Annotated in this window: 11 protein-coding genes and 1 rRNA gene; 7 read left to right on the forward strand and 5 right to left on the reverse strand. The window is 41.1% G+C overall.

The features are described 5' to 3' along the window. A 16S ribosomal RNA gene (locus AACX33_RS17505) occupies window positions 1-126 on the reverse strand; the annotation flags it as partial. 527 nt (window positions 127-653) lie between these two features. On the opposite strand from AACX33_RS17505, the gene AACX33_RS17510 reads away from it, so the two are divergent. The 3 genes from AACX33_RS17510 to AACX33_RS17520 all read left to right on the forward strand — a co-directional run bounded on the left by AACX33_RS17510 (window position 654) and on the right by AACX33_RS17520 (window position 4,161). Further along, complete coding sequence (locus tag AACX33_RS17510; RefSeq protein WP_227789154.1) at window positions 654-800, forward strand: hypothetical protein; 147 nt, start codon at window positions 654-656, stop codon at window positions 798-800. Between the two features lie 214 nt (window positions 801-1,014). After that, the gene (gene psb34 / locus AACX33_RS17515) at window positions 1,015-1,185 is read left to right on the forward strand and encodes a photosystem II assembly protein Psb34 (RefSeq protein ID WP_194003631.1); all 171 of its coding nucleotides are present in this window, start codon (window positions 1,015-1,017) and stop codon (window positions 1,183-1,185) included. Window positions 1,186-1,365: 180 nt separating this feature from the next. Next, complete coding sequence (locus tag AACX33_RS17520) at window positions 1,366-4,161, forward strand: PAS domain S-box protein (protein ID WP_194003633.1); 2,796 nt, start codon at window positions 1,366-1,368, stop codon at window positions 4,159-4,161. A gap of 51 nt (window positions 4,162-4,212) precedes the next feature. Here AACX33_RS17520 and AACX33_RS17525 read toward each other — a convergent pair whose 3' ends face one another. Next, complete coding sequence (locus AACX33_RS17525) at window positions 4,213-4,728, reverse strand: sporulation/spore germination protein (protein ID WP_194003690.1); 516 nt, start codon at window positions 4,726-4,728, stop codon at window positions 4,213-4,215. 414 nt (window positions 4,729-5,142) lie between these two features. Here AACX33_RS17525 and AACX33_RS17530 point away from each other — a divergent pair, with 414 nt between their 5' ends. Then, on the forward strand, window positions 5,143-8,076 hold the full coding sequence (locus AACX33_RS17530) for a PAS domain S-box protein (protein WP_227789155.1): 2,934 nt from the start codon (window positions 5,143-5,145) through the stop codon (window positions 8,074-8,076). A 382-nt stretch (window positions 8,077-8,458) separates the two neighbouring features. On the opposite strand, the gene AACX33_RS17535 is transcribed toward AACX33_RS17530, so the two are convergent. Further along, window positions 8,459-10,444 carry an SUMF1/EgtB/PvdO family nonheme iron enzyme gene (locus tag AACX33_RS17535; protein WP_194003635.1) on the reverse strand — a complete coding sequence of 662 codons (1,986 nt, stop codon included), beginning with the start codon at window positions 10,442-10,444 and terminating at the stop codon, window positions 8,459-8,461. A gap of 1 nt (window position 10,445) precedes the next feature. Beyond that, complete coding sequence (locus AACX33_RS17540; protein WP_194003637.1) at window positions 10,446-10,832, reverse strand: Pepco domain-containing protein; 387 nt, start codon at window positions 10,830-10,832, stop codon at window positions 10,446-10,448. A 389-nt stretch (window positions 10,833-11,221) separates the two neighbouring features. Here AACX33_RS17540 and rsmA point away from each other — a divergent pair, with 389 nt between their 5' ends. From rsmA to AACX33_RS17555, 3 genes are read left to right on the forward strand one after another with little or no spacing between them, the layout of a single operon-like run. Continuing rightward, a complete protein-coding gene (gene rsmA, locus AACX33_RS17545; protein WP_194003639.1) occupies window positions 11,222-12,040 on the forward strand; it encodes a 16S rRNA (adenine(1518)-N(6)/adenine(1519)-N(6))-dimethyltransferase RsmA in 819 nt (272 codons plus the stop codon). A gap of 19 nt (window positions 12,041-12,059) precedes the next feature. Continuing rightward, complete coding sequence (ispE, locus tag AACX33_RS17550) at window positions 12,060-13,013, forward strand: 4-(cytidine 5'-diphospho)-2-C-methyl-D-erythritol kinase (protein WP_194003641.1); 954 nt, start codon at window positions 12,060-12,062, stop codon at window positions 13,011-13,013. A 45-nt stretch (window positions 13,014-13,058) separates the two neighbouring features. Further along, entirely contained in the window at window positions 13,059-13,379 is a 321-nt protein-coding gene (locus tag AACX33_RS17555) for a DUF3082 domain-containing protein (protein ID WP_194003643.1), read from the forward strand. Here AACX33_RS17555 and AACX33_RS17560 read toward each other — a convergent pair. Then, window positions 13,376-14,260 (reverse strand): response regulator transcription factor, encoded by an 885-nt coding sequence (locus tag AACX33_RS17560; RefSeq protein ID WP_194003645.1) that lies wholly within the window; start codon window positions 14,258-14,260, stop codon window positions 13,376-13,378. The two genes, AACX33_RS17555 and AACX33_RS17560, sit on opposite strands and share 4 nt — an antisense overlap. Between the last annotated feature and the right edge of the window lie 2 nt (window positions 14,261-14,262).

The raw sequence follows: 14,262 nt of genomic DNA on the forward strand, positions 1-14,262 counted from the left end.
GACCTGAAGCCAGATTCTCACGCGTTACTCACCCGTCCGCCACTATCTCCGAAGAGACCGTTCGACTTGCATGTGTTAAGCATACCGCCAGCGTTCATCCTGAGCCAGGATCAAACTCTCCGTTTTGTTGTGCTTAGAGTTTTATCCGAAACAACTTGTTGTCTCAGAATCCTGTAAAATTTTTGATTAACCTTTGGGATTCTACCCAAACTAAATCTTCTTGACGAGGATTGGTTATTATTTAGCTTTCAAAGTATTCTGTTTTCACGGTTCAGGTGTTGCGACTTTCGCCTTGGCACTTATCTAATATATCTACTCTGTCTGGTTTCGTCAAGGGGTTAGGCAAAGTTTTTTTTGAGGGGCAGAAAAAGTGACGGAAATCAGCTTGTGATCAGTGTTTAGCGGAACGCAGCAATGTGGACGACGGAGCATCGGATGTTGTGATGAGCTTTGATGATTCGCGTTACCGATTGTTTAGGCAGTGTCTGTGATGAAGGCTTTGCAGTTGAGTGGATTTGTGGGCGATCGCTCAATAGCCTGTAACTATATCAGTCTCATGCCTTTATGAGCCTATGGATAGAGGCGATCGCCGATTAATGCATAGAAACTGAGAACACAAACATATATATATATGATGTGCGGGTAGAGTTTTCATGGATTGGTATCTACTGAAATTAACTACTCATATCCAAAAATACACTTTTGGAGAACGGCTAATACCAGAACGCCTGGGGAAGGGTAGCTTACCTTCTGGGATAGTAGCCGAAACTTGGGAAGTGATTGTCTCTACAAGCTTTTGAATCAGTAGATCGAAAAGTCATGCGATCGCTTCAGTGATATTTTAATTACCCTCAGTCAGCAAATAATGGTGATTGTTTTGAGGCAATGTCTGGCTTTGCTATAGATAAGCATATTTAATTACCTTCATCCACTATTATTTGTCAAGCAGCATTGACGAATCGTAACAATCTTGTTATATTAGTTTACATAAGGTAACAAATACAGGAAAACATTATGTATACAACCATTAACGAAAGCGGCATTCTGAATAACTACGCCACCGAACCCAAAATGTACTGCGCTACCTACCCCAACAAAGAGGAGCAACGTCAATATACTGTGCAAGCTGCGTTTGGGACATTGCTTGTGACTACGTTAATTTTGGTAGCTTTGAGCGTTAGCTAATATTTAGAGATTTCGGTATCGGTATCTCTCATCGTCATTTGGACTTCTCCTTCTCACCCCGGTTAGTTTTGCCGGGGTTTTTTGTTGCGTCAGACTAATTATGTAATTTTGCTGTAGTTGAGTCTTAAAGTGATGCACTAACGATACAATCTCTATCCTAGAAGCATCAAGGAGTTGGTGATGAGTGCTGAACAGCTAGAACAGGTGAGAAAATTGCAGGCTACTCTCACCAAGATGGAAGTAACATTAAGTGCGATCGCAGATGCTGTAGTCTGGGTGGGAGAAAATGGGCGGATTCAATGGTGCAATTCTAGCTTTGAGCATTTGGTAAACCAACCACCGAATCATATTAGCGGCGCAATCCTGAGTAATTTATTGCCTCTAGTCCAGGCGGGAAAACTTGTTGATTTACCAGCTTACCCCGATGTTCTGATACATACTGGGGCGTATAAAACAACAGAATATCAATTTCAGTGCAATCAGCGTTCCCGAATGTTGCAAATCTCAGGCAGTTGTGCAAGAGTAGCCAGTGATCATTGTGCCGTATTGGTGATTCGGGATGTAACGCAGGCTCAGGAAGATATCAGCCAACGCCAGGAAGCCCAGCAAGCTTTACTAAGCGCTACCTTGGAATCAATTCCAAACGGTATTTTAGCCATCGATAGTGTGGGGAATATCGTCAATTACAACCAAAAGTTCTTAGAAATGTGGTCAGTTCCCCCAGAAGTTCTGACAGCACTAAATGATGAACAGTGTATTGCTTATCTGGCAAACCAACTCAAAGATCCTCATCAATTTACGCAACGAGTCCGGGAGTTATACACACAGCCAGAAATCGATAGTTACGATTTATTAGAACTGCAAGATGGCAGAGTATTTGAGCAATATTCTCATCCGCAATCCTTAGAAAAACAAATTATTGGTAGAGTCTGGAGTTTTAGCGATATTACACAATACAAACAAGCAGAAGAAGCACTACTACAAAGTGAACTCCAATATCGGGCAATTTTTGCCGCCATCAATGATGGACTATTTATTACGGAAATAGAAACGGAAAAAGTTGTTGAAGTAAATCCGGCTGCTTGCCGAATGCACGGTTACACTTACGCAGAGTTTATTAATTTACATCCATTTGATTATATACACTCAGACTCACATCATGTTTTTCAAGACTATGTGCAGAAAATTCAATTGAATAAAGCATTTTATGGGCAGGCAGTTGATATCTGCAAAGATGGCACGTTAATTGATGTGGAAGTGGAAGGAACGATTTGCACTTACAACGGTAAGCCACACATTTTGGCAATAGTGCGAAATATTAGTGAACGTAAACTTACCCAAAAAGCCCTACAACAAAGTGAAGCAAAATATCGCGATTTGGTACAAACTGCTAACTGTATCATTCTGCGTTGGGATAGCAATGGTAATGTGATCTTTTTGAATGATTATGGTCAAAAGTTTTTTGGCTTCGATTTAGATGAGATTGTCGAACATCACGTCATCGGCACAATTGTTCCCGAAACAGAAACCTCTGGACGCGACTTACAAGCGTTAATGGTGGATATTTGCCAAAACCCAAACAATTATTTATTTAATGAAAATGAGAATTTATGTAAAAATGGCGATCGCGTCTGGGTAGTGTGGGCAAATAAACCCATTTTGGATGAACAGGGCAACTTAAAAGAAATTCTCTCAGTAGGGACTGACACTACAGAACGTAAACGCACCGAAGCAGCTCTTCAGCAGAGCGAATTACAGTTTCGTAGCATCGTTGAAAATGCCAATGACTTGATATATATCCTGAACCAAGACGGCATTTTTACTTATCATTCACCCAACATCACTGCAATTTTGGGATATAGCCTTGAGGAAATAGTCGGTCATTCCATAGAGGAGTTTACAGATCCTGAATTTTTACCTACTAACTACTCCGCCTTAGAGAGGGCGGTAACTGAGATACAACATTCTGGTATAGAGATGCGAGTCAAGCACAAAAATGGTAGCTGGCGATGGATTAGTTCTAATACCTCAACCGTCACCAGTCCGACTGGCGAAGTCACAATTTCAGGTGTGGGGCGCGACATTACAAAACGCAAACAAACCGAAATTAAATTACAGCAACAAACCCAAGACCTAGAAAATACTCTATACGAACTACAACGCACCCAATCTCAACTAATTCAAAGTGAGAAAATGTCCTCACTTGGTAATATGGTTGCGGGTATTGCCCATGAAATTAATAATCCTGTGAATTTTATTTATGGTAATCTCACTCCAGCCAATGAATATGCGCGAAACTTGCTGCGGCTAGTAGAACTCTATGAATTACACTTTCCCCATCCCCCAGAAGAAATTCAAGCAGAAATTGCAACTATCGACCTAGCATTTGTCAAGGAAGACTTAATTAAATTGCTTAATTCTATGCAGGTAGGAACTGAGAGGATTCGGGAAATTGTGTTATCTCTGCGGAATTTCTCGCGTTTAGATGAAGCCGAATTTAAACAGGTGGATATCCACGATGGTCTTGATAGTACTTTGATGATTCTCCAAAACCGCCTGAAAGCACAACCGGATCATCCAGGAATATTAGTGATTAAAGAATATGGTAAAATTCCTGCGGTTCAATGCTATCCTGGACAATTAAATCAGGTATTTATGAATATTTTAAGTAATGCTATTGATGCTTTGGAAGAAAATTTCGTCGGAGAACAAAGGCAAATTCATATTAGTACGGAACTTTTACATAACAACCTCGTAACAATCTGCATTGCAGATAATGGTCTGGGTATTCCTCAAAAAATACTTTCCAAATTATTTGATCCTTTCTTTACAACTAAAGATGTGGGGAAAGGTACAGGATTAGGGCTATCTATTAGTTATCAGATTATAGTAGATAAACATCGGGGAAATTTATCTTGTCATTCAATTCCTGGAGAAGGTGCAAAATTTATAATTGAAATTCCCATTCGTCAATGAATAATTATAAATTTTGGTTAACATAATATCCTCTACACTTCCCTCAGTGTTTCAAAGAATTACTTCCTTACCTTGCTCTGTGAAGCGAACTTCTTTAATATTCCATTCAGCATTACTCATTAAAGTTTTGCGGAGACTGCCAAATAGAGCAAACTGTTCACAACTAGAAAGCGAAACGAACTGCCGCTTCGACAAAGGAGATAGCCGCAAATCAACTGTAGCAACGCTATTTTGAACTTGAACACGATAACCAGACAAGTCAAAGTCAGCTGTATCTTGTTCTGCGATAATTTTACCCACCGCACTGCTAATAGGTTCTGCCGCTGGTATTGAAACTTGTTGCGGGATTAATTCTTGACATTGATTATCACTAGTATATAAAATAACTTTAACAGTTTGGCTCGTGGGAGTTTGAGAAGTTGCCGCAGGTGTTTTTGGAGTCGCCTTTGGTGTGGTAAGAGAAGATGGTGTTTCACTCTCGATAGTGCTGGAAGTAGGACTACAACTACTGATGCTAGCTGCGATCGCTACTACTATAAATGGCAAAAGATACTTTTTGTTGGTCATATTGATCATGGTTATGTGATTATCTATTAACTTCAGTGCCACTGGTATCAATTCCGCATAAATTTCCCAAAATTGCACAAGCAGCTGTTAAGCTTAACCAGTTGTCAAATTCTTGACTCAGAAATTACAGTAATTATCCTGAAATTTATGGACTAAAAATTCTAATGGATACCAAGTTTAGGATTTCAGAGAAATAAGTTTTCCTAATTGCATAGTCAAAATAATTGTTTTCTCCTTGTCTTCTTTGTCGGCTTGGTTGTGAAGGCTAAAAAGGGCAAAATACCAAGCTGCATAACAGCGTAAGTTAGGATAAATTAGGAGAATTATGGCGTTAATTTTAGATTTTAAACTTGAGATTGGGAAAAATAGATCCTGAAGTTAACTTTATCCCCTTACTTGGAAATTGACGAGACTATGACTGGTAATCTCATCACTGTCGATAAAAATACCTATGAATCTCTTGAAAAAGAGCTGATAGAACTGCGTCAGCGAGTCATCCGGAATAACCTGAAATATAGCCAAGAGCAAATAGATTTACTTATAGAGTATACACCTGCGGCGATCGCCATATTTGACCGTCAAATGCAATACCAGTTAGTAAATCGCCGTTGGCGGGAAGATTACGGCTTAGGCGATGAAAATATTATTGGGCGATCTCATTATGAAATTTTCCCCGATGTTTCCCAGGATTGGCGGAAAATTCATCAACGCTGTTTGGCGGGAGACATTGAGAAAAGTAACAAAGATGCTTTCTTACGTGCAAATGGTCAAACCGATTGGGTGAAATGGGAGATATATCCTTGGTACGAAGACTCTGGCGCAGTCGGTGGTATCATCATGTTCACAGAAGTGATTACTGCTAGCAAACAAGCAGAAATCGCCCTAGCAAATAGTGAAAGACGCTTCCGAGATATCGCCGCTAATTTGCCTGGGGCGATTTTTCAATTCACAATCCGTAATGGTGTTTGGGGCGTGGACTATATAAGCGATTTTATCTGGGAACTTGCAGGTATTACCGCAGCCGCAATGATTGAGGATTTAAATAGCTTTTTTGCTCGGCTACATCCAGAGGATTTTGACAGCTTAGTTGCTTCAGTAGAAGACGCAGTAGCACATTCTACTCCTTGGCATTATGAGGGAAGATTGGTGAAGCCTAACGGAGAAATACTTTGGTGGCGCGGAGATTCAACTCCTATGCAAAATGAACAACAAGAGGTAATTTTTTGCGGAGTGCTAATGGATATTACTGAGATTAAGCAAAAAGGAGCAGAGCTAAAAAAACTGAATGAGGAGCTAGAAGCCAGAGTTGAAGAGCGGACAGCTGCTTTACGTCAAGCTGAAGAACGGTGGCAGCGACTAGCAGACAATGTACCAGGGATGCTTTATGAATTTAGTCTTGACCTGGATGGCACAATGTCTTTTCCCTTCGTGTCTTCGGGATGTCGAGAAATTTTGGAACTAGAGCCAGAAGAAGTTCAAAAAGATGCAACCTTGGTTTTTAAGAATATTCATCCTGATGATTTTCCAGACTTGCACTCAGAGATCACTCACTCTGCCCAAACACTGCAAAACTGTGAATATGAGTGGCGGACTCTGGCACCTTCTGGTCAGTACAAATGGATCAAGTCAGCCTCTCGCCCAGAACGCCAAGCAGATGGTGAAATCATTTGGTATGGCTGTATGGTTGATATTACAGACCGTAAACAAGCAGAAGAAAAACTTCAAGAGCAGGCACAGTTTTTACAAAGCATTTGGGAAAATGTAGATTACGGCATTTATGTTTTAGACGTGATCAACAATGGAGAAGAATTTCGTTACGTTAAATTTAATCCAGCTATTTTGAGAACTAGCCCCATACCTTTAGCATCGTTTCCAGGAAAAATCATGGCTGAGGTACTACCTACTGATATAGCGGATATTTATCGTGATCATTATCGGGAATGTGTTGAGTCTGGCAAAAGCATATTATTGGAAGAGTCTTTTTCTGTCAATGACAAGGAAACTTGGTGGCTCTTGAATATCACACCTCTGTTTGACAATGCTTTACGAATTGATCAGCTTGTGGTTACAGTCACTGACATCACAGAACGCAAGCAAGCCGAACAAGACCGACAAATGTTTGTCTCACTGATTGAAAATAGCAATGACTTGATTGGTTGTGCCTCTCTAGAAGGAGAATGCCTATTTATTAATGAATCTGGACTCAAACTCGTGGGTGTTAAGAGCTTAGAAGTTGCTCAAAGATTCAATCTTCTTGATTATTTCCTTCCTGAAGACAGAGAAGAAATGCAGATGCAAATTATACCTACTGCTATGGAGCGTGGTCTGTGGCAAGGTGAATATCGTTTGCGACATCTTCAGACTGATGAAGCAATTCCAATTGAAATGAACCTGTTTGTGGTTAAAAGTTCTGATACTGGTGAGCCATTGTGTTTAGCAAGTATTACGCGTGACATTACAGAACGCAAGCAAGCGGAAATCAAATTGCAGCAACAAACCCAAGACCTAGAAAATACCCTATACGAACTGCAACGCACCCAATCTCAACTTATTCACAGTGAAAAAATGTCTTCACTTGGTAATATGGTTGCGGGTATTGCCCATGAAATTAATAATCCAGTAAATTTTATTCATGGTAATCTCAGTCCAGCCAGTCAATATGTTCAAGACTTGCTGCGGCTAATAAAACTCTATGAATTACACTTTCCCCATCCCCCGGAAGAAATTAAATCTGAAATTGCAGCTATCGACTTAAAATTTCTCAAAGAAGACTTGATTAAACTGCTTAACTCTATGCAGGTAGGAACTGATCGGATTCGAGAAATTGTGTTATCTCTGCGGAATTTCTCCCGTTTAGATGAAGCCGAATTTAAACAGGTGAATATTCACGAAGGGCTTGATAGCACTTTGATGATTCTCCAAAACCGCCTGAAAGCAAGACCGCATCATCCCGAAATATTAGTGATTAAAGAATATGGTAGAATTCCGGCTGTTCAATGCTATCCTGGGCAGTTGAATCAAGTATTTATGAATATTTTGAGTAATGCTATTGATGTGTTAGAAGAAGTTTTTGTCGGGGATAAAAGACAGATTAATATTATTACTGAAATTGTCAATACAAACAGAATAGCAATCCGCATTGCAGATAATGGACAAGGAATTTCTCAAAAAACACTAGACAAAGTATTTGATCCTTTTTTTACAACTAAAGAGGTGGGGAAAGGTACAGGATTAGGGCTATCTATTAGTTATCAGATTATAGTAGATAAACATCGGGGACATTTATCTTGTAATTCCATCCCTGGGGAAGGAGCAGAATTTGTGATTGAAATTCCCATTCGGCAGTGAATAATTATTAATTATAATTAAGCATAATTAGCCAATAGAAGCGAGACAGTTAAGAATGAAACTAATTTACAAATTAATGTTCTAAATAATGGTAAATATATAAAATATAGTAGTTGTGTTTTCCAAAATTACCCATTGCTCCAGTGATTTTGCAATATTTAACTCGAAGTAAAATCGAGTGGAGGAATGTGGTAATGAAAGCATCTCGTGCTTAAGTAAAACAAGAGATATAAATAATATCTATAGTTGCTACGGAAATATGGTTGAATAGGATAAGTCTTCGGCTTTGCAACCTACCAAGCTATGGGATTCGGTTTGATCTTCGGAGGTCGTCGCCTTCCTCTCTTGAAGAGGTCTGGACTGTTCTGATCTTCGCGAGCGCTCACGCAACCACACAGACCAACCTAAAACCAAGATTGCTACCACGACCCGTGCGCTCGAACCTATGGCGAGCAGCAGATCGGCAGGCTTTGGCATCGTTGTACCACGAGCCGCCGCGTAACATAGAATTATTATCATTACTACTAAGGTATGCGCTACCGTCTGTGGGCGCTTCTTCGTAATTTTCTTTATATGTATCTTGACACCATTCCCAGACATTACCGTGCATATCGTATAAGCCGAAAGAGTTAGGTGGAAATTGTCCTACGGGTGTTGTCATCTCACGAAATTCACCTTTTGGCCCATTGCCGTAATTGCCTGGGTATAATTTACCCTGATCATCGCGGTCTGTTCCTCGATAGTTTGCTAAATCAGTGGTAATCGTTTCACCAAAATAGAAGGGTGTAGCTGTTCCCGCACGACAAGCATATTCCCATTCGGCTTCGCTGGGTAGCCTGTAGGTTTTTCCTGTCTTTTCACTCAACTTTTGACAAAACTCTACGGCATCATTCCAATTTACTAGTTCTACAGGTCGTTTATCACCTTTGAATTTAGCAGGATTTTCCCCCATAATTGCTTGATACTGTGACTGAGTAACTTGATATTTACCCATGAAAAACCCAGGGACTGTTACCTGACGCTGGGGATTTTCACGATTCAATCGTCCCTCCTCTCCTACTGGTGAACCCATTGTAAATGTTCCCCCTGGTATCTGCATCATTTCCAAGGTGATACCATTCCCTAAATCCTCAACAAAGTATTCTGCTTGGCTGCTGGGGCGATTGGTGATTTTTCCTTGTGCGTTCACAGTCACAGTTTCAAATGAAAAGGTTTGCAGCGATAAACCGGGGTTCTGTCCTCCTGAAATATATTCCCACAGATGTGGCGTTACAATTGCCAAACCTAACCCACCAGCCCCCATACCCACAGTTTGAATTATTCGCCGTCGTGACCAGTTAGCTATTATTGGTAACTGTGGTGAAGAATTTTTTAACTGTATTGGAGTAGTGGGTCTTTGACTTGTTCCCTTACTAGAATTGTCTGGAATTGATTGCTGAGGCAAATCAGGATGAGAAGAATTATTTCGTAACTGTTCAATCTTTTGTAATGCTCTCACCGCTTCTATATCCTGTCCTAAAGCAGCTGCCAACACTCGAATCCATAACTGCTCTGCTAAATCTAGATTACCTTCGTCTTTTGCGCGATAAGCATCAGTTTTAAGTGTGGCAATATCCGCTAAAGTTGCATATTGAGGTACAAGTATTAGATGAGATTTATTTACAGGCTCGGCAATCACATAAGGCGTTTGCCTCCCGTGATTATATTCACTAACAATTTCAGGGACACGAACATTTAAATACTGGTTCAATCTTTCAACAGTGGCACATTTACCTTGAATTCCTAACCCTTCTAGTAAGGCCGTGGTGAAAGCACCTTGTTGTAATGCTTCAATTTCATAAGAATATTCCTGGGGACTACAGGAAAATATGCTGATAACTCCTTGTTGACGTGCTTCTTCAGCCGCTTGTCGTCCAATACCTTCACCTGCACGAGTACTTAAACTACGACAAGCATCCAACATCAAAACCACATTATCAGCACCACAGCGACGCAGGCGTTCAGTGACATAATTAATGGCAATTGCTGTATTTGGGATATCTTCTGGGTCGCCATCGCAGGGTATGAGATAATCACGTCCAGCGTGTCTAATGCCATGACCACTGAAGAAAAACCAAAAGTTATCACCCGCACTCATGAAAGGATTTTCAAATAACTGCCGCAAAACTCGTAGCAAGTTAGCACGATTTGGGCGAGTCGATTTTCCGTCAATATCAGGGGAGTCATCCGAGAAGAAATATATCTGCTCAAACCCTGCCTGATTTTGGAGAAACTGCTGGATTAACTGTGCATCCCGTTTGGCATAATTTAGCGGTTGCAAATAATCATATCGGTTAATGCCGATCGCGATCGCCCAATTTTTTACCATCTCACTTTGGCTCTTGCCGTTTAAAGGTCAGTTTGATTGCTCCTTTACCCCCAGCTTTTGCACCATTGCCAATTAATTTAACTTCTCCCTCACCGCTAATTTCTACCGATAACTCAATTTGGTCTAACTGCATCCCAGAGTTAACTTTAGCTTGTTGTTCTGCACGGTTAAATAAGCGCCCTACCACTTGCAAAAAGTGGGTCATTTCTTGCTCTAATTTTTGAGTGCTAACCTGAACAGCATCTCCTACCCGTTTCCTGGTATCCTTTGGAGGTTCTTCGCTCCAGCTTCTTGTAGTGGTAGTCCCGCTTTTCACGCCGTTAGAAGTCGAAATTTGGGGAGTGTCATCGGTAACAATCCAAATGCTGTCTGAAGGTGTGTCTAACATGATAATTTAGGTATCTATCTGAAATTTTCCCACAAATATCCATACAACGGTAGAAATGGCGATTTCGAGAAAATGCTAGCTAGGCAAGTCCTAACAATGGCCTGGAAATAAGTTACTAGTACAAGTCGGCGAAAATAAACAAACCATTCAAAATCCATGAAAAGCCCATATTATAAGCTTTTTGACTTTTGACTTTTGACTTTTGACTTTTGACTTCCGCCTTGCGGTACTAGGCTATTAGATCAAGTATTCTCCACAAGACTAAGATTCACTTGATTACCATTTTTAAGTTTTCAAGTCAAGATATAGTTAGATAATTCATGGAAATTTTATATTGTCAAGTAAGAAACACGAAAAAATTCAAAAACTAGATATATTCAGGAAAATTAATGATTAGACCGCGCAAGTCCTTTGCTCAACATTGGCTCAAAAGTGAAAAGGCACTGGATGCAATTATTAAAGCAGCAGAATGTCACCAGAGCGATGATCGCGTTTTGGAAATCGGCCCAGGTACCGGCATTCTGACTCGGCGTTTACTCCCCTTGGTGCGATCGCTTGTCGCAGTAGAAATAGACTTGGATTTGTGCAAACAGTTAGCCAAGCAACTCGGTAAAAAAGATAACTTTTTACTCTTGCAAGGAGATTTCCTCACCTTAGATTTAGCATCTCCTTTAGCAGCCTTTCCCAACTTTCAAAAGCCCAATAAAGTCGTAGCGAATATCCCCTACAACATCACAGGGCCAATCATCGAGAAATTGTTAGGGACGATCGCCAACCCCAACCCAGAACCATTTGACTCCATCGTCCTACTAGTGCAGAAGGAAGTAGCCGACAGATTGTATGCTAACCCTGGTTCCCGAACTTTTGGGGCTTTGAGTGTGCGGGTGCAGTATTTAGCTGATTGTGAATTTATTTGCACCGTTCCCGCAGCTGCATTTTACCCACCACCAAAGGTAGACTCAGCAGTTGTGCGGTTGCGTCCCCGACAGATAGAAACAGTAGTACATAACCCCCGCAAATTTGAGAATTTGGTAAAACTGGGATTTGGGGCGAAACGCAAAATGTTAAGAAATAATTTGCAATCGGTTGTTGAACGCGATCGCCTGACCCACTTACTGGAACAATTAGAAATAAATCCCCAAGTTCGAGCCGAAGACCTCAGCGTTCAGCAATGGGTAACATTAACTAATTTACTCACAACTGAGTAACTACAATTCAGCACTCAAAATGCGTTCATACACTTTAATTGCTCCCGCCAAAATCAACTTATATCTGGAAATCATCAGCGATCGTCCCGATGGTTATCACGAGTTAGCTATGATACTGCAAAGTATCGACCTCGCCGACGAAATTAATGTTCAATCCCTAAGCACAGAAGGGATTTTCGTCAACTGTAACCACCCACAAGTACCCACAGATAAAAGTAATCTAGCATACCGAGCAGCCGCACTCATGGCGGCGCAATTTCCCGAAGCCTTGGCTAAATATGGGGGTGTAGAAATTACAATTAACAAGCACATTCCCGTAGCCGCTGGGTTAGCGGGAGGTTCGACAAATGCCGCAGCCGTATTGGTGGGGATAGATTTACTGTGGAATCTGGGACTAACGAAATTAGAATTAGAAGAACTGGGTGCTAATCTGGGTTCAGATGTCCCATTTTGTGTTGCGGGTGGAACAGTGATTGCTACAGGTAGAGGTGAGCAACTTTCGCCTTTAGCAAATTTGGATACTATATATATAGTATTGGCGAAATATCGCAGCCTTGAAGTTTCCACAGCTTGGGCGTACAAAACCTATCGCCAAGAATTTAGCAGTTCTTATCTCAGAGATACGGAAAATTTAGCAGCGCGTGCAGCCGCAGTTCATTCGGGAGAAATAGTTAAAGCTATCCTGAATCAAGATACCGGAGAAATTGCCCAAAAGCTGCACAATGATTTAGAGCGTGTAGTCTTACCAGCTTATCCACAAGTTTTACAACTGCGAGAACTCTTTGCTACTCAAGCAGGCGTTTTAGGAACAATGATGTCTGGTTCTGGCCCCACAGTGTTTGCCCTCGTGGAGTCTGAAGAACAAGCACAAGCAGTAATGCTACAGATGAGAGCGGCAATTCCTGATCACGATTTAGAATTGTTTGTGACGCGGACAATTACACATGGCATTCAGGTAGCATCATCAACTTAAGGAAGTTTTTTTCCTTGCACCAAGACACTAAGACACAAAGAAGAAATGAGTGATTCAAAAGTAACACAATCAGAAGCTCAAACCCAGGTTCCGCCGACTCCCTTACGTTGTATAACGGGAGCGGTATTTGCTGGCGGGTTAGGATATGCGATGTATTTGCTGATGATATCCATAGCGACAACTTTTGCGGCTAAACCTATTCATTCAGATAACCCAATGGTGGTGAATATTGGCTCTGCTGTTCGGACTTTGGTTGTAGGTGTAGTTGCTTTGGGAACTGGGATATTTGGGATAGTTGCAATTGGTTTGTTAGCTTTGGCAATCCAATTAGTGGTGCAGCAATTGACAAAGCCCAAAAACAGTTAACCTCGACCTAAAGGTGCATAGTTTTCATATTGAGGCTGAATATTGAGCAATTGCGGCGGCTCATGACTCGAAATTTGAGAAAATTGATTTTGGTTTCTCCAAGTTTTGGGAGGTATGCCGTGATCTTGACGAAACTGGCGGGAGAAATGACAAGCATTTTGATAGCCCAGGGCTGTAGCAATCTGCTCAATTGTCTGGTCACTATCCCTCAATAAGAGACGGGCTGCGGCCATGCGGCGCTTGACTATCCAACCATTAACAGTTTCACCTGTTTTTTTCTTGACTCTACTTGTTAAGTAAGCTGGTGAATAACCCACCGCTTCAGCCACAGTAGATAAAGTAATTCCTCGATGATAATTAGCTTCAATGTAATCGAAAACTTCTTTGAGATGGGGAATCGGCGGAAAGATTAACTCAGAGGTGACAGACTTCGTTGTCTGTGCGGGTACTGATTCTGGCATTTGATGAGATTTAGTCGCATACCAGTAATGCAAAAGTGATTGCTTTTCCAATCGGATGGCGATCGCTTTGAGTAATTGCTCTAAAGTAGAAGGTTTAGTCAGATAGTCATCTGCGCCCAACTCCATACCTTTACGAACATCTGTCTGATGATCGCTACCAGTGAGAAAAATGAAGGGAATAATCGCAGTCACAGGATCTTGGCGCATCCTCTGGAGAACGCTATAACCATCCATATCTGGCATGACAATATCGCAAATCACCAAATCGGGTAAATAGGTTTGTGCTTTTTCCACACCAACACGACCATTTTCTGCACCTATGGTTTTAAAACCTTCAGCCTCAAGTCCCCTGACATAAAGACTGCGGGTACTAGCATGATCTTCAATTATGAGAATTGTTTTCGGAGATTCCTGGATCATTT

It is taken from the genome of Nodularia sp. LEGE 04288, assembly GCF_963896525.1.
GTDB lineage: Bacteria > Cyanobacteriota > Cyanobacteriia > Cyanobacteriales > Nostocaceae > Nodularia.